25 protein-coding genes, 1 pseudogene and 1 riboswitch are annotated in these 22,341 nt (G+C 45.3%); of the genes and pseudogenes, 12 read left to right on the forward strand and 14 right to left on the reverse strand.

Annotated elements, in window-relative coordinates:
• Positions 1-8: 8 nt before the first annotated feature.
• Positions 9-1,088, reverse strand: coding sequence for a tetraprenyl-beta-curcumene synthase family protein (locus MHH76_RS16125; protein WP_020452664.1), 1,080 nt, complete (start codon positions 1,086-1,088; stop codon positions 9-11).
• 14 nt (positions 1,089-1,102) lie between these two features.
• Positions 1,103-1,882: an alpha/beta hydrolase gene (locus tag MHH76_RS16130; RefSeq protein WP_023855831.1), complete on the reverse strand. Its 780-nt coding sequence runs from the start codon at positions 1,880-1,882 to the stop codon at positions 1,103-1,105.
• Between the two features lie 43 nt (positions 1,883-1,925).
• Here MHH76_RS16130 and MHH76_RS16135 point away from each other — a divergent pair, with 43 nt between their 5' ends.
• The 3 genes from MHH76_RS16135 to MHH76_RS16145 all read left to right on the forward strand — a co-directional run bounded on the left by MHH76_RS16135 (position 1,926) and on the right by MHH76_RS16145 (position 4,339).
• Complete coding sequence (locus MHH76_RS16135; RefSeq protein ID WP_020452666.1) at positions 1,926-2,444, forward strand: gamma carbonic anhydrase family protein; 519 nt, start codon at positions 1,926-1,928, stop codon at positions 2,442-2,444.
• 174 nt (positions 2,445-2,618) lie between these two features.
• Positions 2,619-3,143 carry a phosphatase PAP2 family protein gene (locus tag MHH76_RS16140; RefSeq protein WP_043054442.1) on the forward strand — a complete coding sequence of 175 codons (525 nt, stop codon included), beginning with the start codon at positions 2,619-2,621 and terminating at the stop codon, positions 3,141-3,143.
• Positions 3,144-3,202: 59 nt separating this feature from the next.
• Positions 3,203-4,339, forward strand: a complete 1,137-nt coding sequence (locus MHH76_RS16145; RefSeq protein WP_043054443.1) for a glycosyltransferase family 1 protein — start codon at positions 3,203-3,205, stop codon at positions 4,337-4,339.
• Positions 4,340-4,380: 41 nt separating this feature from the next.
• On the opposite strand, the gene asnB is transcribed toward MHH76_RS16145, so the two are convergent.
• Positions 4,381-6,279 carry an asparagine synthase (glutamine-hydrolyzing) gene (gene asnB / locus MHH76_RS16150; protein ID WP_023855828.1) on the reverse strand — a complete coding sequence of 633 codons (1,899 nt, stop codon included), beginning with the start codon at positions 6,277-6,279 and terminating at the stop codon, positions 4,381-4,383.
• A 144-nt stretch (positions 6,280-6,423) separates the two neighbouring features.
• Positions 6,424-7,626, reverse strand: a complete 1,203-nt coding sequence (gene metK / locus MHH76_RS16155) for a methionine adenosyltransferase (RefSeq protein WP_003184586.1) — start codon at positions 7,624-7,626, stop codon at positions 6,424-6,426.
• 390 nt (positions 7,627-8,016) lie between these two features.
• Positions 8,017-8,154: riboswitch (SAM riboswitch) on the reverse strand.
• Between the two features lie 194 nt (positions 8,155-8,348).
• Between metK and pckA the strand changes: the two genes are divergently transcribed.
• Together pckA and MHH76_RS16165 are read left to right on the forward strand one after the other, a co-directional pair.
• Positions 8,349-9,932, forward strand: a complete 1,584-nt coding sequence (gene pckA / locus MHH76_RS16160) for a phosphoenolpyruvate carboxykinase (ATP) (protein ID WP_043054444.1) — start codon at positions 8,349-8,351, stop codon at positions 9,930-9,932.
• Between the two features lie 250 nt (positions 9,933-10,182).
• On the forward strand, positions 10,183-11,367 hold the full coding sequence (locus tag MHH76_RS16165; RefSeq protein ID WP_020452671.1) for a dicarboxylate/amino acid:cation symporter: 1,185 nt from the start codon (positions 10,183-10,185) through the stop codon (positions 11,365-11,367).
• Between the two features lie 40 nt (positions 11,368-11,407).
• Here MHH76_RS16165 and MHH76_RS16170 read toward each other — a convergent pair whose 3' ends face one another.
• Together MHH76_RS16170 and MHH76_RS16175 are read right to left on the reverse strand one after the other, a co-directional pair.
• The gene (locus MHH76_RS16170) at positions 11,408-11,650 is read right to left on the reverse strand and encodes a DUF2584 domain-containing protein (RefSeq protein WP_009329422.1); all 243 of its coding nucleotides are present in this window, start codon (positions 11,648-11,650) and stop codon (positions 11,408-11,410) included.
• Positions 11,651-12,475 carry a prolyl oligopeptidase family serine peptidase gene (locus MHH76_RS16175; RefSeq protein ID WP_020452673.1) on the reverse strand — a complete coding sequence of 275 codons (825 nt, stop codon included), beginning with the start codon at positions 12,473-12,475 and terminating at the stop codon, positions 11,651-11,653.
• 145 nt (positions 12,476-12,620) lie between these two features.
• Here MHH76_RS16175 and MHH76_RS16180 point away from each other — a divergent pair, with 145 nt between their 5' ends.
• From MHH76_RS16180 to MHH76_RS16190, 3 genes are read left to right on the forward strand one after another with little or no spacing between them, the layout of a single operon-like run.
• A complete protein-coding gene (locus MHH76_RS16180; RefSeq protein ID WP_043054601.1) occupies positions 12,621-13,577 on the forward strand; it encodes an ABC transporter substrate-binding protein in 957 nt (318 codons plus the stop codon).
• Between the two features lie 12 nt (positions 13,578-13,589).
• Positions 13,590-14,354, forward strand: coding sequence for an ABC transporter ATP-binding protein (locus MHH76_RS16185; RefSeq protein ID WP_020452675.1), 765 nt, complete (start codon positions 13,590-13,592; stop codon positions 14,352-14,354).
• Entirely contained in the window at positions 14,341-15,165 is an 825-nt protein-coding gene (locus MHH76_RS16190; RefSeq protein WP_031304951.1) for an ABC transporter permease, read from the forward strand. Before MHH76_RS16185 ends, MHH76_RS16190 begins: the two co-directional genes overlap by 14 nt.
• A gap of 30 nt (positions 15,166-15,195) precedes the next feature.
• Here the strand turns inward: MHH76_RS16190 and ytkD are convergent, their stop codons facing one another.
• The 4 genes from ytkD to MHH76_RS16210 all read right to left on the reverse strand — a co-directional run bounded on the left by ytkD (position 15,196) and on the right by MHH76_RS16210 (position 17,215).
• Complete coding sequence (ytkD, locus tag MHH76_RS16195; RefSeq protein WP_025810965.1) at positions 15,196-15,672, reverse strand: RNA deprotection pyrophosphohydrolase; 477 nt, start codon at positions 15,670-15,672, stop codon at positions 15,196-15,198.
• A 180-nt stretch (positions 15,673-15,852) separates the two neighbouring features.
• Positions 15,853-16,176: a hypothetical protein gene (locus tag MHH76_RS16200; protein ID WP_020452678.1), complete on the reverse strand. Its 324-nt coding sequence runs from the start codon at positions 16,174-16,176 to the stop codon at positions 15,853-15,855.
• Between the two features lie 47 nt (positions 16,177-16,223).
• Entirely contained in the window at positions 16,224-16,628 is a 405-nt protein-coding gene (locus MHH76_RS16205; protein WP_020452679.1) for a phage holin family protein, read from the reverse strand.
• Between the two features lie 149 nt (positions 16,629-16,777).
• Positions 16,778-17,215 carry a Dps family protein gene (locus MHH76_RS16210; RefSeq protein ID WP_003184609.1) on the reverse strand — a complete coding sequence of 146 codons (438 nt, stop codon included), beginning with the start codon at positions 17,213-17,215 and terminating at the stop codon, positions 16,778-16,780.
• Between the two features lie 133 nt (positions 17,216-17,348).
• On the opposite strand from MHH76_RS16210, the gene ytzI reads away from it, so the two are divergent.
• The gene (gene ytzI / locus MHH76_RS16215; protein ID WP_020452680.1) at positions 17,349-17,492 is read left to right on the forward strand and encodes a YtzI protein; all 144 of its coding nucleotides are present in this window, start codon (positions 17,349-17,351) and stop codon (positions 17,490-17,492) included.
• Here ytzI and MHH76_RS16220 read toward each other — a convergent pair.
• Together MHH76_RS16220 and MHH76_RS16225 are read right to left on the reverse strand one after the other, a co-directional pair.
• The gene (locus MHH76_RS16220) at positions 17,486-17,929 is read right to left on the reverse strand and encodes a FixH family protein (RefSeq protein WP_020452681.1); all 444 of its coding nucleotides are present in this window, start codon (positions 17,927-17,929) and stop codon (positions 17,486-17,488) included. The genes ytzI and MHH76_RS16220 overlap by 7 nt on opposite strands.
• A gap of 131 nt (positions 17,930-18,060) precedes the next feature.
• Positions 18,061-18,534 carry an S-ribosylhomocysteine lyase gene (locus tag MHH76_RS16225; protein WP_020452682.1) on the reverse strand — a complete coding sequence of 158 codons (474 nt, stop codon included), beginning with the start codon at positions 18,532-18,534 and terminating at the stop codon, positions 18,061-18,063.
• Positions 18,535-18,671: 137 nt separating this feature from the next.
• On the opposite strand from MHH76_RS16225, the gene yidD reads away from it, so the two are divergent.
• The gene (gene yidD, locus MHH76_RS16230) at positions 18,672-18,899 is read left to right on the forward strand and encodes a membrane protein insertion efficiency factor YidD (protein WP_020452683.1); all 228 of its coding nucleotides are present in this window, start codon (positions 18,672-18,674) and stop codon (positions 18,897-18,899) included.
• On the opposite strand, the gene MHH76_RS16235 is transcribed toward yidD, so the two are convergent.
• On the reverse strand, positions 18,896-19,465 hold the full coding sequence (locus tag MHH76_RS16235) for a carbonic anhydrase (RefSeq protein WP_025810964.1): 570 nt from the start codon (positions 19,463-19,465) through the stop codon (positions 18,896-18,898). The genes yidD and MHH76_RS16235 overlap by 4 nt on opposite strands.
• A gap of 125 nt (positions 19,466-19,590) precedes the next feature.
• Between MHH76_RS16235 and MHH76_RS16240 the strand changes: the two are divergent.
• Positions 19,591-20,773: pseudogene (locus MHH76_RS16240) on the forward strand (GTP-binding protein).
• Between the two features lie 98 nt (positions 20,774-20,871).
• Entirely contained in the window at positions 20,872-21,903 is a 1,032-nt protein-coding gene (locus MHH76_RS16245) for a metal ABC transporter substrate-binding protein (protein WP_025810963.1), read from the forward strand.
• 82 nt (positions 21,904-21,985) lie between these two features.
• On the opposite strand, the gene MHH76_RS16250 is transcribed toward MHH76_RS16245, so the two are convergent.
• Positions 21,986-22,231 (reverse strand): type B 50S ribosomal protein L31, encoded by a 246-nt coding sequence (locus MHH76_RS16250; RefSeq protein WP_003184624.1) that lies wholly within the window; start codon positions 22,229-22,231, stop codon positions 21,986-21,988.
• Positions 22,232-22,341: the final 110 nt, after the last annotated feature.

A 22,341-nucleotide genomic window follows, 5' to 3' on the forward strand; every position in this document is an offset into this window, starting at 1 on the left:
GCTTTTCTTTACGAGCTTTTCATCCACGGCATTTTTTGAATTTTGCGGTAGGCCCTTCCGTTGATATAGAAGAAGTAGGAAGTTTTTCCGCTCGCTTTAATAAGGCGCTTCGCCAGCCGGCCGATTTCCTTTTGACCCGCGACCTTATCGTCTGATAAATAAACACCCAGAAGACCTCTGTTGATCAAACGGTGAAAGTTTTCGTGCGGAATCCCGCGCAAATGTTCATCCGCCATTTCGATGAAATATTCGAGCCTTTCCATCATATCTGAATGTGATGGGTAATACGTGCAGAAATTCAAATCTCCGCCGATTAAGTCTTCCTCCTGGTCAATTAAATAATCGAGCAGGATGTGCAGTCCCTGTATGTACGGAAAATAGCTGTCGCGGATCTTTCCGGCCATCGATTCAGTAAAATCGGAACGGACGGAATACGATACGAGGCAGAAGATGCCGAGCGTTGAACCCGCACAGGCTGAGAACTCGTACCATTCCATTTTCGGCAAGGCCGATCTATAATTCTCAAACCACGCTTCGAGCCGGGGGACACGCTCATGCTCCACAACGTGTTTATGAACTTGCAGATCGCAGTAATAGCTGCAAAGCTCAAGCAGGTGCTGCTTGATCAGATCATAGTTCTCAATTTCCGCAAGCACGTCTTGGCACGTTTTCACTAAGTCGTGCAAATAGCCTTGATCATCCTGGTCTTCCCTGAACCGGTAATAGTTCTTCAATTCAGCCCCGACGGTCAGCGCGTCTTTCATTGACTGATGAAGCATGGAAAAATCATCCGGGTCAAGCGAGGTGCTCCGGTCGCATAGATTGTCGAGATAGTCGCTTATCGTCTGATACGCCGTAATAAACCGGATCGACTGCTCGATTTTATCGCCTGAAAGGAGGGCCATAATGCCGCCGCCTTCACAGTGAAAGGTTTTATCCCTGATGCTGGCTTTCGCCTGCGTTTTCAGCTCGGGATTTTGAATCGTTTCAGCTTTTCGTTTCCACTTGTCCAACTCCTGATGAACAAGGGGAAAAACTTCTCTGTATACTTTAGCCATTAATCCAAAAGGATGCTCCGGTACTGCCAAAGAATGCACCTCCATTATGTCATATACTGTTCCACAAACGCTCTGGCCGCTTTAAAAACGTCTTCCCGCTCAGGCTCATTAAAAATTTCGTGGTATAAGCCCTCCCATTCCCTGTACGTCTTATTGTGAGAAGCAAGCTCGTTAAACCACTTGACGACCATTTTTTTGTCGACAAGCCAGTCTGTGCCCGCCTGCATGACAAAGAGCGGGATGTTGAGAAAGGCGTCCGTCGGCTCCATCGCGCTTTTCAACGCTTTTAACATTTCTTGATACCATCTGACAGAAACTTTTGTGATATATAATGAATCGTTGATGTCCATTTCGATGACTTCTTTGTTTCTCGTCGCTTTATCAGGCGTGATCCCGGATTCAAACCGCATGGACGGAGCCAAAACGTTGAGCCCTTTGGAAATCCAGTCCAAAAATTTGTTCGGCTTTAATTGCAGCCCGAGACAAGGGGATGATAAAATGAGACCGGCAATGCCGCTTTGCTGCTGCTTAAACCACTCGATCGCGATCAGGCCGCCCATGCTGTGCCCGAGCATAAATACAGGCAGTTCAAATGCTTTCGCCCTGGCGACCCATTTGTCCACTTCATCAATATATTCTTGAAACGAGCGTATATGTCCTCTTTCTCTTGTCGAAGTTCCCTGTCCGGGCAAATCCCCCATGACGACATTAAACCCGGATGAACGCCACATTTCGGACAGCCATTTATACCGCCCGTGATGCTCACATGCACCGTGAATGATGACGATTGAAGCAACAGGTCTTTCCGCTTCCATGCACCACATGCTGACCACCTCACACAATTTTATAAATGAAAGGATGAAACCAATGATCTACCCTTATAAAAAAACGGAACCCGTTATTCATGAAACGGCGTTTATCGCCGACAACGCGGTCATCACCGGAGATGTAACAATCGGAGAGCAATCAAGCATCTGGTTCTCTTCGGTTATCCGCGGCGATGTCGCCCCGGTCAGGATCGGAAAAGGCGTGAACATTCAAGACCTTTCCTGCCTGCACCAAAGCCCTGAGCGCCCTCTTGTGATTGAAGACGGTGTGACGGTAGGCCATCAGGTTACACTGCACAGCTCCGTGATACGAAAGCATGCCCTTATCGGAATGGGGTCGGTTATTCTTGACGAAGCGGAAGTCGGGGAAGGCGCTTTTATCGGGGCAGGCAGTCTTGTCCCGCCTGGCAAAAAGATCCCGGCCGGGCACCTCGCATTCGGCAGGCCCGCTAAAGTCATCCGCCCGTTAACCGACAAGGATAAACAGGAAATGGAAAGAATTCGCAAAGAATATATTGAAAAAGGACAATACTACAAATCCTTGCAAAAAAAAGATTAGCTTTGCTACAACTTTACCATTTTTCCACCGATAATTTAAGCAATAACCTTTTCGGCCGCACGCATCTGCGGCTTTTTTCTTTTCCGAAATCTTTACAAATACTTATCATTTGCTAAACATTCATTTTTTACAATAAACATGAAGCAGCCATTCATGTAAAGGGGGTTATGACATTTGAATAAACTGATGGTCGGCATCTACAACTTTGAATGCCGGGTCTTCCTCGGTATGAACAGCTTATTTCACCAAAAAGCACTAAACCGTTACTTTCGTTCCTCAACACATCTGGGAGGGGCATTCTGCACGATTTCCGCTTGCCTGTCTCTCTTGCTGTTCGGATCCGGAAGTGTTCGTACAGCGGGGATCGCCAGCGCCATTGCACTTTTGGTCAGCCACCTTCAAGTCATGCTGATCAAAAAGCTGTATCCAAGAAAGCGGCCGTATTTAACGCTAAAGGAAACACAGGTTTTGCAAAATCCGCTCAAGGATCATTCTTTTCCATCCGGCCATACGACCGCGGCATTTTCCGTCATTACACCGCTAATGATATTCTTTCCGATACTCGCGCTTTTATTAATTCCGGTAGGCATCAGTGTGGGACTCTCCAGAATTTATCTCGGTCTTCATTATCCTTCGGATGTTCTGGCAGGCACGGCCCTCGGGATATCAGTCGGAACTTTGTCGGCGATGGTTTTCTAAGCCGGCCGTTTCTTCCAAAGCTTCACTGATTTTTTACATCACAAACAGGAGGGGAAACGATGAAAATTGCGATATTTACGGACACTTTTACACCGGATGTGAACGGATGCGCCAGAACGCTGAAAAGGTATACGGATTATCTTGAAAAAAACGGGATGTCCTATAAAGTATTTGCGCCGGAAAGCACGCATGAAACACAATTTTCGAGCCGCATCCGCCGTTTTACGAGCATGCCGTTCTTCTTATACCCCGAGTGCAGAATCGCTCTTCCTAATCTCATCAAAATGAAATCAGAACTCCGCGAATTCAATCCCGATCTCATTCACATCGCGACTCCTTTTAATATCGGCCTGGCAGGGCTCAAGCTTGCGAAGAAATGGAACATCCCTGTCGTAGGCTCTTACCATACCGATTTTGACCAGTACCTTTCATATTATGATCTTCAAATGTTTTCCAAACTATTATGGAAATATATGCACTGGTTTCATAAAGATTTTCGAAAAATTTTTGTCCCTTCGCGCGAAACGTTTATGCAGCTCAAAGCCAAACAATTCAGGAACCTCTCCATCTGGAAGCGCGGCGTGGACTGCTCGCTGTTCAGTCCGGCGCATCAAACCGAACACATCCGCAAGCGATACAGCATAAAGGAAACCTATATCCTCAGCTATGTCGGAAGGCTTGCACCTGAGAAAGATTTGGAGACGCTGCTCAAGATCGCAAGTCACCCCAATTTGAAAGATGGCGTCCACTGGCTGATCGCGGGAGACGGCCCGTTAAAAAAAGAGCTTGAGAAGCGGGCTCCCCTCAATATGACTTTTGCCGGCTATGTCAAAGGAGAAGAGCTGGCAAGCATTTATGCAAGCTCAGATTTGTTCGTCTTTCCTTCTCCGACGGAAACCTTCGGAAATTCCGCGCTTGAAGCGCTCGCCTGCGGGACGCCTGTTATCGGGGCAGATTCCGGCGGCCTGAAAGACTTTATACAAAACGGAAGAAACGGTTTTCTTTCCGAACCTGGAAATCCGGATGCATTCACCGAAAATATATTGCGCGTCCTCTCCAATGTGCCGTTAAAAAAACGGATGTCATACGATGCGAGAAGCTATGCCCTTACCCAGTCGTGGGAAGTGATTTTTGACAATCTCTTCTCCGAATGTGAACGTGTGCTAGCAGATTTATCAGCTGAAAAACCGGCATAAAAAAAGAAGGTTTTCGATTAACGAAAACCTTCTTTTTTCACTTAAACGATAATGACTTCTTTTGGCTGATGGTTCAGTTCTTCCGGTACAAAGCGCTTTTCAACGAAAATGCTGTGCCAGATCATAAAGATGAGAACCGTCCAGATTTTGCGGCTGTTATCCGCTTTGTTGGCGCAGTGGTCTTCAAGAAGCTGAAGCACGTAATCTTTATGGATATATGCGTCTGTCTCGCTCTCTTTAATGATGTTCACGGCCCAGTCATGCATTTCGTTTTTCAGCCAGTGGCGGATCGGCACAGGGAACCCTAGCTTTTTGCGGTTTAAGACATGATCTGGAACGATGCCTTCCGCCGCTTTTCTAAGCAGATATTTTGTCGTGCCGTTTTTCGTTTTCAGCTCTTCCGGAATTTTGGAAGCCGCTTCAAATACGACTTTGTCCAAAAACGGAACGCGGAGTTCCAGTGAATTGGCCATCGTCATTTTGTCGGCTTTCAGCAAAATGTCACCGCGCATCCATGTGTGGATATCGACATACTGCATTTTGTTAATTTCGCTGTAGGACTTGCTTTCTTCAAAATATGGCTTTGTCACGTCACAGTAAGAGAGGTTGCTGTCATACTGGCGAAGAAGTTTTGATTTCATGCCTTCTTCAAAAATCTTTGCGTTGCCGATATATCTCTCTTCAAGAGGTGTACAGCCCCTCATTAAAAAGCTTTTCCCTTTCATTCCTTCCGGCATCGCTGAAGCTACGTGCAGAAGCATCTTTTTCAGCGGGGACGGAATTCGTTCAAACGGCTTTAATGAAAGCGGCTCCCGGTAAATATTGTAACCGCCGAACAGCTCATCTGCTCCTTCTCCGGACAAAACAACCGTAACTTGCTTCTTCGCTTCCTTCGCGACAAAATACAAAGGAATTGCAGCAGGGTCTGCCAACGGATCATCCAGATGCCAGACGATCTTTGGAAGCTCGTTCATATATTCTTCAGGGGAAATGATCGCGCTGAAGTTCTCCACACCGACCCTATCAGCGGTTTCTTTCGCAACGTCAACTTCGCTGAAGCCTTCATGTTCAAAGCCGACAGAAAACGTTTTTAAGTTGGGATGAAATTGCTTCGCCACCGACACGATAAAAGAAGAGTCGATGCCTCCGGAAAGGAAGGAACCTACAGGCACATCGCTTCGCATATGGACTTTTACGGAATCAAAGATCGCGTCTCTTACTTCCTGAACAAGCTTGTCTTCTTCGGTCTGAACAGGCTTGAATTGAACTTTCCAGTATGTTTTAAATTGAATATCCTCGCCCGGGCGGACAGTAAACTGATGGCCCGGTTCTACTTTTTGCACCTTTTTGTCAAGCGTCTCAGGCTCTGGTACAAATTGGAACGACGTATACTGCTGAAGCGCTTTTTCATTCAATTCCAAATCGGCATCAACAGCCATCAGGCTCTTTCTTTCTGACGCAAAATAAACATGGCCGTCCGTTTTCGTAAAATAGAGCGGCTTAATGCCGAACGGATCGCGCGCTCCGTATAGGAGCTGTTCTTTTTTATCCCAGATTAAAAAAGCAAACATTCCGCGCAGCTTGGAAGCAGCTTCCTGTTTGTAGTGGCGGTAAGTCGCAAGCAAAACTTCCGTATCTGAATCGGTTTTGAACTCGTATCCTTTTGAAATAAGTTCGTCTTTCAGTTCTATATAGTTATAGATTTCTCCATTAAAAATAATCCAATAGGAATCATCTTCATAAGACAGAGGCTGTCCTCCGTTTTCCACATCGATGATGCTGAGCCTTCTAAATCCGAAGCCTACATGCTCATCATGATAGTACCCATCATCGTCCGGACCGCGGTGTACAATCATTTCATTCATTTGTTTAATCAGTTCTTCCTGGGCTGCTGTCTCGGATGATGGGCGATGATTGAATACCCCTACAAATCCACACATAGTATTGCCTCCGATTTTTTAAATTTCGTGCAGAAATCAAAGTCTGCTTCTTGATTAGACAAGTGTTTAAAGAAAAACGTTTCACATCCGCCCGCTTTTTGCCATCGAAAAACAAAGCCGCTTATGAAAGCGGCTATGCGGTTGTTATTCTCCTAATGCATCTTTCTTCAGCTGATCCGCTTTGTCTGTGCGCTCCCAAGGCAGATCGAGGTCGAGGCGGCCGAAATGTCCGTAAGCTGCCGTTTGTTTGTAAATCGGACGGCGAAGATCGAGCATTTTAATAATGCCGGCAGGTCTTAGATCAAAGTTTTTGCGAACCACTTCGATCAATGTTTCTTCACTGGCTTTGCCTGTACCGAATGTATCGATTGAAATGGATACCGGCTGTGCGACACCGATCGCGTAGGCAAGCTGCACTTCACAGGAATCAGCAAGGCCTGCGGCGACGATATTTTTCGCTACATATCTCGCAGCATAAGCTGCAGATCTATCAACCTTTGTCGCATCCTTACCGGAAAACGCTCCGCCGCCGTGACGGGCATATCCGCCATAGGTGTCAACGATGATTTTGCGTCCTGTTAAACCGGCATCCCCCTGCGGTCCTCCGATAACAAAACGGCCCGTAGGATTAATGAAGTACTTCGTGTTTTCATCGATCAGCTCTTTTGGCACTACCGGGTTGATGACATGCTCTTTCAGATTGCGCTGAATTTGTTCAAGCGAAATCTCAGGGTGATGCTGAGTCGAAATGACAATTGTATCGATGCGAATCGGCTTGTTGTTCTCATCATACTCAACAGTTACCTGTGTCTTTCCGTCCGGACGAAGATACGGCAGAATTTCCTCTTTGCGGACTTCTGTCAAACGGCGAGACAATTTATGAGCAAGCGAAATCGGCAGAGGCATAAGTTCCTTTGTTTCGTTGCAGGCAAAACCGAACATTAAACCTTGGTCTCCGGCTCCGATCGCTTCAATTTCAGCGTCGCTCATTGCTCCTTCACGCGCTTCAAGCGCCTGGTCGACTCCCATTGCAATATCTGGCGACTGTTCATCTATAGACGTTAAGACCGCGCAAGTTTCGGCATCAAAACCGTATTTTGCACGTGTGTAGCCAATTTCTTTAATCGTTTCGCGGACTGTTTTCGGAATATCGACGTAAGTGGACGTCGTGATTTCACCGCTTACCAGCACCAATCCGGTTGTCACAGATGTTTCACAGGCAACGCGGGCATTCGGATCTTTCTTTAAAATTTCGTCTAATATACTATCCGAAATCTGGTCGCAAATTTTGTCCGGATGTCCCTCCGTAACTGACTCTGATGTAAATAACCGACGGTTTTTGCTCATTTATGTTTCCTCCTGTATATGAAGATCAGCCGTGATCTTAAGTATGATACGGATCTCGTCCCTCTTGATTATATGACGATACTCGGGCTTCATACGCTCTCGTTTTGAAACAATTTCCATATGCTATTCTTGACGAGATTCTAAGTCAAAATTCCTCTTAATAGAATTTTTCCTGACTGGCTGCCCGGCTAGACCTTTCACGTCCTGTGAAAAACGCCCAGTACCTTCCTCCTGCTTGATACTCGGCTAAAACCTTTCACGTCCTGTGAAAAACGCCGAGTACCTTCCTCCTGAAGGCAGTTTTTTTAGCAATTTTTGGATCTCGATTTATGCAATAAAAAAACCTTTTCCTATTCGCTGAGGAAAGGGTCTGGTATTGCGTGCCTTTCACTCTTATCGCTCAAGGTATTGAACACCTTGCATCAGGTTAGCACCGTAGTTGTCTCAGAAACTGTTTTTTTCCATTAATAAGAGAAACCGGTTGCTGGGTTTCATTGGGCCTGTCCCTCCACCAGCTCGGGATAAGAGTATCCGCTCAATGAAATATCTTATCTTAAAATGGCTTGTTATGTCAATATCGGCCGCAATAAATTTAAACTTGTCTTTCGAGAAAAAACCCGAACGAAAAATGAAGAAACGGTATAGACTATAAGAGTAAATGTGTTATACTAATTCTACATTAATGTTATACACATTAAAAAACACGCAAAGGAAGGTTTTTTATGAATTCTGTAGATTTAACAACTGACTTACAAACGTTATTAATGGGCGAAAACGTTCAGCTGAACTTATCCGTTCCCCTTTTGGTTGAAAAAGTCCTTGAACGCAAAGAAGGAGTCTTAACATCTTCCGGAGCCGTGCGGGCTACAACCGGTACATACACCGGCCGCTCGCCAAAAGACAAATTCATTGTGGAAGAAGCGAGCACAAAGGACAAAATCGATTGGGGCGCAGTAAACCAGCCGATTTCAGAATCCGCCTTTGACCGGCTGTACACAAAAGTGCTCAGCTATTTAAAGGAACGCGATGAATTGTATGTATTTGAAGGGTTTGCAGGAGCAGACGAAAAATACCGGCTTCCGATTACAGTTGTCAACGAGTTCGCCTGGCACAACCTGTTTGCAAGACAGTTGTTCATCAGACCTGAAGAACATGATAAAAAACCTGAAGAACAGCCGTTTACGATTCTTTCCGCTCCGCATTTCAAAGCCGATCCGCTCATTGACGGGACCAGATCTGAAACATTTATCATCGTGTCGTTTGAAAAGCGTACGATTTTAATCGGAGGCACCGAATATGCCGGCGAGATGAAAAAATCGATTTTTTCTATTATGAATTATCTTCTTCCTGAACAAAACATTTTACCGATGCACTGTTCGGCAAACATTGGCGAGGAAGGCGGAACAGCTCTCTTCTTCGGATTGTCAGGCACAGGAAAAACGACGCTTTCCGCCGATCCGAAACGGAAGCTGATCGGTGACGACGAACACGGCTGGTCCAGCACAGGCGTTTTCAACATTGAAGGAGGCTGCTACGCCAAGTGCATTAACTTAAGCAAAGAAAAAGAACCGCAGATTTACAATGCGATCCGCTTCGGTTCCGTTCTTGAAAATGTCGTGGTTGACGGCAAAACCGGGGAGCCGGACTATTCCGACGCATTCTATACGGAAAACACGAGAGCGGCTTACCCGATTGATGCGATTGACAACATCGTCAAGCCGAGCATCGCAGCACACCCGCAGACCATTGTATTTCTGACGGCAGATGCTTTCGGCGTGCTTCCTCCGATCAGCAAGTTAACGAAAGAACAAGCCATGTATCATTTCCTGAGCGGATATACAAGCAAGCTCGCCGGCACCGAACGCGGGATCACCGCTCCTGAAGCCACATTCTCGACCTGCTTCGGTTCCCCGTTCCTTCCGCTCCCTGCACATGTGTACGCTGAAATGCTCGGAAGAAAAATCGATGAGCACGGCGTCAGCGTCTTTCTCGTCAATACAGGCTGGACCGGCGGCGGATACGGAACAGGGGAAAGAATGAGCCTCGCTTATACGAGAGCGATGGTTCAGGCTGCGATAGAAGGAGAACTGGATAACGCCGAAATGAAGACTGACCGCATTTTCGGACTTCATTCACCGGTCCATGTTCCGGGTGTGCCTGATCAAGTGCTTGACCCGGCTAAAACTTGGACAGATGAAAACGAATACGAGGAAAAAGCGATCCACTTGGCGAATGCATTCAAAAAGAATTTCAAAAAATTCTCTAATACCGAAAACATTGAAAAAGCCGGAGGACCGCTCGTATAACTCAACCCGCTTGCAGCAGCGCAGGTATTCTGCGCTGCTGCAGTTTATTAAAAATCCGCTTCGCCTGTCAGCGGCCGATGCCATTTTCTGGACAATGATTAAAACGACAATCAAGCACGGCCTGTGATAAAACGCTTCCAATTCGCGGCTGTTATTATTTGAAAATACAGACTTTTTTTATTTTTAACAAAAGAAATCTTTCATATGATAATATGATAAAAACATTTGTATATATCAGGAGGACACATCTATGAAATTTGGATTACTGCCGAGAATTATGACGGCAATTGTTCTTGGTGTTATCGTCGGAAGCTTTGCTCCGCTTTGGTTTGTCAAAACAGCCGCTACTTTCAATGATATTTTTGGAAACTTCATTAAATTCGTCATTCCTTTTATTATTATCGCTTTTATTATTCCCGGCATCGGACAAATCGGCCGCGGCGCCGGAAAAATCCTTGGCATTACAGCAGGTATCGCCTACACGTCAACCATTTTTGCCGGCCTCCTGGCGTACCTTGTCGGATCAAATCTTCTCCCCGCGATCATTTCCGGCCATCAGCTGCAGGAATTTAAAAATCCGGAAGAAGTTTTGCAAGCAGGATTTTTCACCATTGAAATGACGCCGTTTATGAGCGTGATGAGCGCACTGATTTTTGCTTTCATCATGGGAATCGGAATCGCTTATCTGCCCGGAAAAACATTAAAAAACGCTTTCGATGAATTTCAAACGATCGTTGAAAAGCTGATATCATATATTATTATTCCGTTACTGCCTGTTCATATTTTCGGTATTTTCACCAATATGACGTTCGGCGGTCAGGTGCAGACAATCTTATCCGTATTTGCTAAAGTTTTCGTGATGATTATCGTGCTTCACCTCGTCATACTTTTGATTCAGTACTCCGTTGCGGGCGCTGCAAACGGCAGAAATCCGCTGTCGCTGTTGAAAATCGTGGCGCCGGCATACTTCACTGCGCTCGGCACACAATCGTCAGCGGCAACGATTCCCGTCACGTTGAGACAAGTCAGAAAAACGGGAGCAAGCCAAAAAGTGGCTGACTTCGCCGTTCCGCTCCTGGCCAATATTCATTTGTCAGGTAGCACGATTACACTGACGAGCTGTGCAATGGGCGTAATGATTCTAAACGGTCAAACACCGACTTTTTCGATCATGATGCCGTTCATTTTAATGCTTGGCGTCACAATGGTCGCAGCGCCCGGTGCCCCGGGGGGTGCCGTTATGGCCGCGGCCGGACTGCTGCAGTCGATGCTCGGCTTTAATGAAACCAGCGTATCATTGATGATCGCACTTTACCTTGCTCAGGACAGCTTGGGTACAGCAACGAACGTGACAGGAGACGGCGCTCTCACCATGCTGATTCACAGGCTGACTTCCAAAAAAGGAATCGGAAAAGAGGAAGATGTGCCTGCATAATACAGAAAAGCCAAGGACGCTACCCGCGCCTTGGCTTTTTTTAATTCGTCGAATTTAATGATACGAGCCTGTATGTTAAATGAGTCCGTCCGTCTGACCATTCAAGGCGCTCCGCCTGCGCGGTGCCGGTAATGTCGCCCCGCTTAGTCTTTCTGACTTCAAGCGGCACATGAAGAGGGTAAACCCGATAACCTTCTTTTTCAAGTGTAAACACATTTTCCTCAACCCGTGTTTCTTTTCCTTTTGTCACAATCATTGTATTAAATTCAACTGGCATTCCCACCTAAAGTCCCCCTCCTTTTCTCTTTTCTTTTAGTTTACCATAACTTGTCCAAGGCCGGCTTTTCATCCATTGAGACAATTCTCTTACAATCCGCCTATTTTCCCGCGGAGGAAAATAGTGGGTATATCGACTGAAATACCACGTATCCACAGACTTGTTTCTTTGCAGAAGTTCGCGTTCTAGACGCCGCGCATGCTCGATGGAGACATTTTCATCGTTTGCTCCGTGGATCAAAAGCACGGGCGCTTCGATCTTCTCCAGCTCGTCAAAAGGCGTCCTCCATTCGTACGCTTCAGGAACCTTTTCAGGCGTCCCGCCGATGACCCGCTTCATCATCCGCCGCAAATCTTTGCGTTCGCGATAGGTCATAACCATATCGCTGACACCGCCCCAAGACACAAACGAAGCTGCAGCTTCTTTCATTTCGATTGCCGTTAAGATACCCATGATCCCGCCGCGGGAAAAGCCAAAAATGTGTACGCGTCCGTCTTTTACCAGGTCATGCTTCTGCAGAAGACGAAAAGCGGCAAAAGCATCTTCCCGGTCATCACCCGCAAAGTCTTCATCGCCTTCTCCTCCTTGATTGCCTCTGTAAAACGGAGCAAGAACGACAAAGCCCTGTGAAGCGAACTGGACGATTCGGCCCGGTCTGACCATCCCGACGTTTTTAATTCCGCCGCGCAAATACAAAAATCCGTCATAATGTCCGGGAGCGGCCGGTTCCGCCAAGAGCCCCTTAACCTTGAGTCCTTGTGAAAGGTATGTGACGGAAAACAGACGCACCTTTTTGTTCGGCGATGGAAACCTTCTTTTTTCTAACCACATTCGTCACGTCACCTCTTTTTTAATCCGCAGCTGCCCCTCACACCTGTTTAGTATATAACATAAACTATTTTATGCCGAAAATAACCGAAATCAAAGGAGGGAAATCGGTTTGAAGCGTTTCTTTTTTACCATATTATCCTTCATTATGATGCTGTTTATCCTCGCGTCATGCGGCGGTCAAAAGCCCGAAAAGATCCGTCTCGCGGAAGTGACCCGTTCCGTTTTCTATACGCCTTTATATATCGCCTTGTCTGAAGGTTTGTTTAAAGAAGAAGGCCTTGATGTTGAACTGAAAACGACATGGGGTGGAGATAAAACGATGACTGCCCTTCTGTCAAACGGTGCCGATATTGCGCTTGTCGGCTCGGAAACGTCAATATACGTGAATGCCCAGGGCGCAAGCGATCCGGTGATTAATTTTGCACAGCTTACCCAGACGGACGGAACATTCCTCGTGGCCAGGAACGATGCGGGGCATTTCAGCTGGGATGATTTGAAAAACAAAACGTTCCTTGGCCAGCGCAAAGGCGGAATGCCGCAGATGGCGGGCGAATTTGTCCTGAAACAGAAAGGCATTGATCCCAAAAAGGATGTGGACCTGATCCAAACGATTGATTTCGCGAATATCGCAAACAGCTTTGCATCTGGTACAGGCGATTATGTTCAATTATTTGAACCCCAGGCCTCCATTTTTGAAAGAGAAGGCATCGGCCGCATTGTCGCCTCCTTCGGAAAAGAATCGGGCCGAATTCCATATACCACATTCATGGCTAAACAAAGCTACTTAACAAAAAACGAAGAAGCGGTCGAAAAGTTCACCCGCGCGGTTTACAAAGCGCAGCAGTGGGTAGAGACGCACTCTGCAAAAGAAGCTGCCGAAAGCATTCAAGATTATTTTAAAGATACCGAGCTTTCAATCATTGAATCTTCAATCGAACGGTATAAACAACAACGGTCTTTTGCCCTTGAGCCTGTTTTGGCTGAAAAAGAATGGAACCAGCTTCAAACCATCATGGATGAAGCCGGCGAGCTGCCGAAGCGCACCCCTCATCAAGAGCTGGTCAATACAAGGATCGCCGAAAAGGTCACAAAAAATCACTAGGAGGTGGCCGCAGTGTCTTTTTTGCAAGTTCAGGATGTCACACATACTTACTTTTCATTAAAGGAAAAAACAGCAGCGCTGGAAAACGTCAGCATTGAAGTCGAAAAGGGCGAATTTGTTTCGTTTCTCGGCCCAAGCGGATGCGGCAAAACAACACTTTTATCGATCATCGCCGGCATCGTTTCCCCCACGGAAGGACGCATCTTGGTGGAAGGGCGCACGCCTGACGAAGAGGATCGGCACATCGGTTATATGCTCCAGCAGGATTATTTATTTCCCTGGAAAACCATTGAGGAAAACGTCTTAATCGGTTTGCATATTTCCAAAAAATTCGGACCGGAAACAAAGGAGACCGCTCTCGGCCTGCTGAAAAAATTCGGGCTTTACGAGGTTGAAAAAAAGTATCCAAAAGAGCTCTCAGGCGGTATGAGACAAAGGGCGGCGCTTGCCCGCACACTCGCTGTCGACCCCGATATCCTCCTGCTTGATGAACCTTTTTCAGCCCTTGACTATCAGACAAAACTAAACCTCGAAGATTTGGTGTTCAACACGTTAAAGACGTATCAAAAAACAGCGGTGCTCGTGACTCATGATATCGGTGAAGCGATCGCGATGAGCGATCGGATATTGCTATTTTCAAAGCAGCCGGGCACCATCCATAAAACATTTGCCGTTCCTGAAGCGATCAGGAAGCTGACACCGTTTGAAGCGAGACAGGAACCGGAATTTCAGCCCCTCTTTCAGAACATATGGAAGGAGCTCAATGACCTTGAATAACAAACATCTGAAATCAAAAATTGACTTCCTTCATGAGGATTTTTTAAAGGAGCAGCAAGCCGAAAAAAGGCGGGTCCGCTTTTATCAAATCGTGATTTTCATCGTTTTCTTTTCACTGTGGGAAACTGCAAGCCGTCTGGCGTGGATCGATCCGCTGATCTTCAGCTCTCCTTCAGCCGTCTGGGCGCTTTTCCTCGAAAAGATGGGAGACGGATCATTGCCGGGGCATATCGGTGTCACCGTATTTGAAACCATCCTCGGCTTTCTGGCCGGAACATTGCTTGGAACTTTTCTGGCCGCCCTCCTATGGTGGTTCCCGAGGCTCTCCAAAATATTGGATCCGTATCTTGTCGTCTTAAATGCGATGCCGAAAGTGGCGCTAGGCCCCATTCTCATCGTGGCGATCGGCCCCAGCTTGACGAGTATTATTGCAATGGGCGCCATCATCAGCGTTATCATTACGACAATCGTCGTCTACACGTCCTTTCAAGAAATCGACGAAAACTATTTAAAAGTCATGAAAACATTCGGTGCAACGAAACGCGAGATTTTCAAAGAAGTCATTCTGCCCGCTTCCATTCCGACAATCATATCTACACTGAAGGTCAATGTCGGCTTAAGCTGGGTCGGCGTCATCGTAGGAGAATTTTTAGTGTCGGCTCAAGGCCTCGGCTATATGATCATCTACGGCTTTCAAGTCTTTAATTTCAACCTCGTCATGCTGAGCCTCCTGATCATCGCCGTCTTTGCAACATTGATGTATCAGGGTGTCGAGCTGTTGGAAAGAAAGTGGATGAAAGGCAGAGTATAACATGAAAAAACCCTGCAAATGCAGGGCTTTTTATTTGATGATACCGGTCTTTTTCAGCTTTTCAAGACTGATCGTCAGGACGGAATCTTTCATTATAAAACTGTAATTTCTGTTTTTAGCGATATCTTTCGGGAGGCTCTTCAGCAAAACAGGGCCATTTGTCTCATAGTATGTCTGCTGTTTTTCGATCTTTTCGATATCGGCAAAATAAATATTTTTGACGATCACTTTCTCTCTGCCAAGAACTTTATATTGTCCGAGATAGGTCAGCTTTCTTACGACAGCGCCTGTTTCTTCCTTTACTTCCCGCAAAGCCGCTTCCTCAGCATTTTCGCTTGGTTCGACTTTGCCGCCTGGGAATTCACGGCCCCTGTCTTTATGATTTGTCAACAGCCATTGATCTTCGTAACGGCAGATCACCCATACATGCTTTGGTTCTTTTGAAAAAGGTTCCTTTTCAAAAGAAAGCTGAACCGTATTACGGTAAAAATCTTTAAATTCGTACATCCTAATCCCTCTTATCCGTTTCCTTGCTTCTTCCACTCATCATATCATATATTGGTTCTTTCGGTAGAGTTTTTGTCCAGTTCAGCTCAGTAATTTTATCGTTCCCTCGGGAACTTCAGTGTCCATTTCTGAGTGAGAAGGCAGCAAGGCTGGGTAACTCCGTGCTTGATGGTGCTTCGTTTAATCTGCTGAATTGAGTTCAGCAAGGCCGTTTTCACTGATAAACGACTTGGTTTCTTCATTGCCCAGACGGTAAAGCATCGAGTAAATGTCTTTGCGCAGTTCGTCCATTTTGTCATTTGCACTGTCATAATGGTATTCGACTGCCGGCACGTGAGCTCTGAAAAAGTTTATCCAGTCTTCTGAATACAGCTGATCAAAATATTCCCTTAATATAATGATGTCATCATCTGTCGCTGAAATTTGAAATTCCCACGGGGAAGCGTCTGAGCTCTGTGAAATCATTCCATCTTGCACCGAAACATAGTATGTCCTTTTTTCCAAAGCCAATCATCCTTTTTCGTGTTAGTATGACCAGTTGTGTTAAAATGTTACGGCTTTCCCCGGAGTTTTTCCTTTATGGTATTTAAAATATCCAATAACATCTGCGGCACGGGGATTCCTAACGAATGAGCCGTGCTTATGATTTGAAACGCTTCATATAAAATATAAAACATAATAGAAAAATCGCGGATCGAACTGCCTGTTTGCAGCATCTGATCAAAAAGGTGGGCAACGGATATAAGAAAGAGCGTCACCAATTTTTTCGCCAGCCTTGTAAACAGCCTCTTCATTGTAAAGCGATCTTCCACACATTCGTTCAAGCTTTTGCTGACAAATTCAATTCCCATGAGCGTTATTAAGATCATAAATAAATATTCGATTCGGCCAAACAAAAATCCGATGGCTGATAAACCGATTGTAAAGAGCGAAAAGATGCTTAAGTCCTTAAACATATGCTTCAACATCCTTTCAAAAAAGACTTTTCATAGCTTATCCTATGAAAAAAGACTTTGAAAGGCTTGGATGAATTGTTTGACAATTTCTAAAAAAGGCTTTAAAAAGAACGAAAATAAAAAAAGCTCAGGCATTGCCCGAGCTATTCTTACCCTAAGTAGGCTTTCAGCATCCAGTTGTGTTTTTCGATCGATTGATGAATCGCGAGCAGCATGTCTCCCGTCGTTTCATCATTGACTTCATCGGCAAGCTCCATTCCGCTTTTCAGCTCCTCAGCCACCGTTAAAAAGTCATTATAAATATTTTGCACCATTTGTTCAGCAGACTCGCTTCCGTCCGCTTCTTTAATCGCGGACATTTCCAGGCATTCCTTCATCGTTCCGACCGGGGAGCCCTGTATAGCCAAAAGGCGTTCAGCCAAATCATCGATATGCTCTGCAGCTTCTGTGTAAAGTTCCTCAAATTTTTCATGCAGCGTAAAGAAATCTTTCCCTTTCACATACCAATGATAATTATGTAGCTTTACATATAGAACGGTCCAGTTTGCGACTTGTTTGTTGACGGTTGCTTTCAATTTTTCAGACATAAGGTCGTCCTCCTTTTCGTTTACTTTTGATTTACCCGTTTAGCTTGTGCAGGAAACATTTCTTTTACTCTTTATCATGATTTTCTTTGCCTGATATGGTAAACTGTTGGAAAAAGCTATTCGGAGGTAAGTGATGATCCTCTTTTGGATTATTGTAGGAATTCTGATTACAGGCGCCGTTCTGGCCGTATCGCTTGTCACAACATCAAAAGCTTATGACTACAAGCATGAAGTCGATCCCCTTCCGTCGCGGGAAGAAGAACAGCCTCATCAGTGATGGTGGGCTTCTTCTTTTTCATCTTCTTCAGTCACATCCGTTGCTTTCCCTACCTTAATGTCTGCAACCGGCATTGTATGCTGTTTTTTCGCCGTGACATGGACTTGAACTTTGTAATGGCCATCTTCAGGAAACGCTTTTTCAATGCTGTATACGCCTTTTCCTTCATTCTTCGCTTTGATTAGCTCGCTATCTTCCTTGCTCCCGGCCTTCCAGCATTCAAACTCCACATCATCGGCATCTGCAACAGGCTCGTCCCCATAGCGCACGGTCGCTTTTATGACAGCCTTTTCATTTTTGGCCGCCGCTTCTGGAGCCGCCAGTTTTGCCGTCAGCACTTTGGGCTCCTCATCCGATGCCGCCTGCTTGTCCCCCTGGCTGCAGGCTGAAAGACCGACTGCTAAACATAAGAGAATAAACCATTTTCCCAAACGCATCCTATCACCCTTTTTCTATGATATGTATTACAATATAAAGTGTAGCAAAGTTCAGGGATATATGGCATTATTTTCTTTGTGAACAAAAAATGAAAACCGGCTCTTTTCTGAGCCGGTTTTTTTCAAACGTTTTATCCAAACACTTTGAGCAGATCTTCTTTATTTTGCGAAAGCCAAAAACGCATCATGCGCTTTGCGCCCTCTAGATCGTGAAGCTTTGCCTGGCCGCACTGTTTTTCGTTAGCCGCCGGAATTTCAGTCACTTCAACGGCTTCTTTGAACGTATCCTCAAGCAAATCAACGATTTCTTCCACTTTCGGTTCACCGCTCACCACCAGGTAATAGCCTGTTTGGCAGCCCATCGGCGAAATGTCGATAATATCAAAGTGGTCATATTTTTCCGCATACGTGCGGATCGTAAATGCAAGAAGATGCTCCAAAGTATGAATTGTATCAGGTTTCATAGCCTGCTTATTCGGCTGGCAAAAACGGATATCAAACTTGTTGACGACGCCGTCCGATCCCACTTTATGGACGCCGCAGTGTCTGACGTAAGGCGCTTTTACTGCATTATGGTCAAGTTCAAAACTTTCAACTGAAGGCATGTTTCCTCTCTCCCCTCTAATCGGTCTTTTTGTATTATATCATACTTTACCGATAAGTTTTCAGGTCAATGCTTTTCCTTTTTATGAGTTTTTTGCTTATATTATAATAAGATCAAAACAAAAAAGGTGCGAAAAACATGAAAACCTTATTCCTGCTGCTCATCCGCTTTTATCAAAAATGGATATCACCGGCTCTTCCGCCGACATGCCGTTTTTATCCGACATGCTCCAATTACGGCCGTGAAGCGATCGAAAAGCACGGCGCATGTAAAGGCGGATGGCTCACCATTAAGCGGATTCTGAAATGCCATCCGTTCCATCCCGGCGGGATAGATCCCGTTCCGGAAAAAAAGCAAAAGGATTAACGTTCTTCCGGATATCCGTTGACAATAAGATCCAGTCTGCCTGTTTCCGGATTGATGACAAGTCCGTGAACAGGTACTTCCTCCGGCATCAGCGGATGGTTTCGAATCACGCTTACACTATCCCTGACGCTGTCCTCTACAGAATCAAAGCTTTTCAGCCATTGTTCAAAATCGACGCCGGAGTACTCAAGCGTCTCAATCCGTTCTTTTGGAATGCCTCGCTTAACGACTTTATCCAAAAAGCTGGCGCAGCTCAGCTTGCTCATTCCGCAGTCATGGTGGCCGATCACGCATACTTCATCAGCGTTCAGTTCGTATACCGCAACGAGAATGCTCCGCATAATACTCCCGAAAGGATGAGCCACGAGTGCACCCGCGCTCTTAACGATCTTCACGTCCCCGTTCCGCATATTCATGGCATGAGGAAGCAGCTCGACAAGCCTTGTGTCCATGCAAGACAGAATCACCATTCTCTTATCGGGAAACTTGCTTGTTTGGTATTTTTGATAGTCCTGCCGCTCAACAAACTGTTGATTGAACTGTAGAATGTTCTCCAAAAGTTTCATGGCTCATTTCCTTTCTAAACGCTTTTTATATCTAAATATAACATATTTCTTGTATTTTTTTCATAAGTCAAGTAAGATTTCCATTGTGCAAATCGAAATAATTACGTTTTAAAGGAAGTGAAAACATGACGCAAAACCTGATTCCTGTCACTGTTTTAAGCGGCTATCTCGGGTCCGGGAAAACGACGCTGCTGCAGCATGTCCTGCATGAAGCGCACGGCATGAAAATCGCCGTGATCGTCAATGACATGAGTGAAATTAATATCGACGGCTCCCTCGTGAAAAAAGGGGATCTTATCCGCACGGATGAAAAGCTTGTCGAAATGCAGAACGGCTGCATTTGCTGTACGCTGAGAGACGATCTGCTCATCGAAGTCCAAAAGCTGGCGGAGAACGGCGGAATCGATTATATTCTCATCGAATCTTCCGGTATCAGCGAGCCGATTCCCGTTGCCCAAACCTTTACTTACAAAGATGAGGAGCTGGATATTGATTTAAGCAAATATTGCAGGCTTGATACAATGGTCACCGTCGTCGACGGCAGCCGTTTTTTTGAGGACTTCGCTTCGGGGGAAAGCCTTTTGGAACGGAAACAGGCGGCAGATGAAACAGACAGCCGTGAAGTGGCCGATCTTTTAATTGAGCAAATCGAATTTGCCGATGTCCTCATTTTGAATAAAACTGATTTACTCAATAAAGAAGAGCAAAGAAAAGCTTTTCTGGTCTCTGACAAAACTGAATCCGGACTGCAGAATCATTTCCTCGACATTCGCAAAAGTGCCGCTTTCGGCCATCATGAATACGAAATCGTTCGATTTTGAAAAATCGAGTCAATCAGCGGGGTGGATCAAAGAACTGAATGAAGAGCACACACCTGAAACAGAGGAATTCGGAATTTCTTCCTTCGTCTATCAAAAACAAAGGCCTTTCCATCCTGAAAGACTGAAGCGCTGGCTTGAAAACTGGCCGCCTCATATTATCAGAGCAAAAGGCTTCTTCTGGCTTGCTTCTCGAAATGACACAGCAGGCCTTCTGTCCCAGGCAGGCTCTTCTCTGATGATCCAAAGCGCAGGCCCCTGGATTGCAGCGTCTCCCGAGGAAGAACAAAAGCTCGCGTTTGAAGAGGATCCCCATTTAAAAACGGACTGGGATGAAACATACGGAGACCGGAAAACGGAAATCGTTTTTATCGGCATTGACATGAATCAGGAAGACGTGATCCGCTCCCTGGATCAGACCCTTCTTACAGATAAAGAAATGAATTCAGACTGGTCGGCCTTCCATGATTCACTGCCTGAGTATATTTAACTATCATTTCCTCTTTTCAAATCGTAATTATTACGATACAATGATACAGGACCATTAAATCGGAACCATTACAGTTTTACATTGAGAGGAGAAATACCATGAAAAAAACATTCGGATTAGCATCTGCATTCATTCTTGCTGCCGGATTAGCAGCCGGTTGTTCAAGCAACGGCACTTCCAGTGAACAAAAAGAAAACAAAGACACGCTGGATATCTATACAACCATTTATCCGCTTGAAGACTTCGCCAAAAAGGTCGGCGGAGAATATGTGAACGTCAAAAGTGTTTACCCGCCAAACGTTGAAGCGCACACTTACGAGCCAAGCTCAAAAACGATGGCGGAAATTTCCGACTCGGATGCCTTTATATACTCTGGAGTCGGTGTAGAAGGATTCGCAGACAAAGCTGTAAACACATTAAAAAACAGCAACGTCAAAATCGTCAAAGCCGGAGAGGGCATTGCCCTTCTGTCACGTGAAGAAGAAGGCGAACACGATGACCATGCACATGAAGAAGAACATGGTGACCACGATGAGCATGCTCACGAAGAAGAACATGAACACGGAGAAGCCGAAGGCCATGATCATCATCACGACCATGGAGATCATGACCCGCACGTATGGCTTGATCCTGTCCTTGCTGAAAAAATGGCCGAAAACATTAAAGACCAGCTCGTAAAATTAGATCCGGAACACGAAAAAACGTTTACGAAAAACTATGAGTCTCTAAAAAAAGATTTGGAGCAGCTTGACAAAGACTTTAAACAAACCGTTGACAAAGCTGATAAAAAAGAAATTCTCGTCTCACATGCCGCCTACGGCTACTGGGAAAAACGCTACGGCATTAAACAAATAAGCGTTCTCGGCCTTTCGCCTACTGAGGAACCTTCACAAAAGCAGCTTGAAAACATTGTTAAAACAGCGAAAGAACATAATATTAAATACGTCATTTTTGAAAGCAATGTCAGCAGCAAAATCTCCGAGATCATCAAAAAAGAAATCGGAGCCGAAAGTCTGACGATGAAAAACCTTGAATCTGTAACAAAAGAAGACATTGAAAGCGGCAAAGATTATACTACCATCATGAAAGAAAACCTGACCGTCTTGAAAAAAGCTTTATCAAACAAATAACAAAGATCAAGCGCATGAGACCTCATGCGCTTGTTTTTTTTATATGGACGAAAAAAGACCGGAAACATCCGGTCTTTTTCATTTAATCCATATTAAATCTTTTCTTGAACTGTTCGACCCTTCCGCCTCTTTCGTTGAATTTCTGTCTTCCGGTATAAAACGGATGGGTGTCTGAGCTTACCTCAACTTTTATAACGGGATACGTCTTGCCGTCTTCCCACTCGGCCGTCTCATCGGAAGTTTTAGTTGAGCGGCTTAAAAAACGGTACCCGCTGTTTACATCCTGAAAGATCACTTGATAAGTTTTCGGATGAATATTTGGTTTCATATGCCATTCCTCCTAACAAAACGTAATAATTACGTTTTATTATATACCTTTCATATGTTTGTGTCAAAAATGAATGTTCATTTGCCATGTTTTGATCACCTTATCCATTT

Source organism: Bacillus sp. FSL L8-0193, assembly GCF_037976065.1.
In the GTDB taxonomy this organism is placed as follows: Bacteria; Bacillota; Bacilli; order Bacillales; family Bacillaceae; genus Bacillus; species Bacillus paralicheniformis.

Bases quoted from the DNA above. Each gene is read 5' to 3' on its own strand.
- MHH76_RS16130 (WP_023855831.1), bottom strand. From the start codon at position 1,882: ATGTGGTGCATGGAAGCGGAAAGACCTGTTGCTTCAATCGTCATCATT.
- MHH76_RS16135 (WP_020452666.1), top strand. From the start codon at position 1,926: ATGATCTACCCTTATAAAAAAACGGAACCCGTTATTCATGAAACGGCG.
- MHH76_RS16145 (WP_043054443.1), top strand. From the start codon at position 3,203: ATGAAAATTGCGATATTTACGGACACTTTTACACCGGATGTGAACGGA.
- asnB (WP_023855828.1), bottom strand. From the start codon at position 6,279: ATGTGTGGATTTGTAGGGGTATTCAATCATCGCCCATCATCCGAGACA.
- metK (WP_003184586.1), bottom strand. From the start codon at position 7,626: ATGAGCAAAAACCGTCGGTTATTTACATCAGAGTCAGTTACGGAGGGA.
- pckA (WP_043054444.1), top strand. From the start codon at position 8,349: ATGAATTCTGTAGATTTAACAACTGACTTACAAACGTTATTAATGGGC.
- MHH76_RS16165 (WP_020452671.1), top strand. From the start codon at position 10,183: ATGAAATTTGGATTACTGCCGAGAATTATGACGGCAATTGTTCTTGGT.
- MHH76_RS16175 (WP_020452673.1), bottom strand. From the start codon at position 12,475: ATGTGGTTAGAAAAAAGAAGGTTTCCATCGCCGAACAAAAAGGTGCGT.
- MHH76_RS16180 (WP_043054601.1), top strand. From the start codon at position 12,621: ATGATGCTGTTTATCCTCGCGTCATGCGGCGGTCAAAAGCCCGAAAAG.
- MHH76_RS16190 (WP_031304951.1), top strand. From the start codon at position 14,341: ATGACCTTGAATAACAAACATCTGAAATCAAAAATTGACTTCCTTCAT.
- ytkD (WP_025810965.1), bottom strand. From the start codon at position 15,672: ATGTACGAATTTAAAGATTTTTACCGTAATACGGTTCAGCTTTCTTTT.
- MHH76_RS16205 (WP_020452679.1), bottom strand. From the start codon at position 16,628: ATGTTTAAGGACTTAAGCATCTTTTCGCTCTTTACAATCGGTTTATCA.
- MHH76_RS16210 (WP_003184609.1), bottom strand. From the start codon at position 17,215: ATGTCTGAAAAATTGAAAGCAACCGTCAACAAACAAGTCGCAAACTGG.
- ytzI (WP_020452680.1), top strand. From the start codon at position 17,349: ATGATCCTCTTTTGGATTATTGTAGGAATTCTGATTACAGGCGCCGTT.
- MHH76_RS16220 (WP_020452681.1), bottom strand. From the start codon at position 17,929: ATGCGTTTGGGAAAATGGTTTATTCTCTTATGTTTAGCAGTCGGTCTT.
- MHH76_RS16225 (WP_020452682.1), bottom strand. From the start codon at position 18,534: ATGCCTTCAGTTGAAAGTTTTGAACTTGACCATAATGCAGTAAAAGCG.
- yidD (WP_020452683.1), top strand. From the start codon at position 18,672: ATGAAAACCTTATTCCTGCTGCTCATCCGCTTTTATCAAAAATGGATA.
- MHH76_RS16235 (WP_025810964.1), bottom strand. From the start codon at position 19,465: ATGAAACTTTTGGAGAACATTCTACAGTTCAATCAACAGTTTGTTGAG.
- MHH76_RS16245 (WP_025810963.1), top strand. From the start codon at position 20,872: ATGAAAAAAACATTCGGATTAGCATCTGCATTCATTCTTGCTGCCGGA.
- MHH76_RS16250 (WP_003184624.1), bottom strand. From the start codon at position 22,231: ATGAAACCAAATATTCATCCGAAAACTTATCAAGTGATCTTTCAGGAT.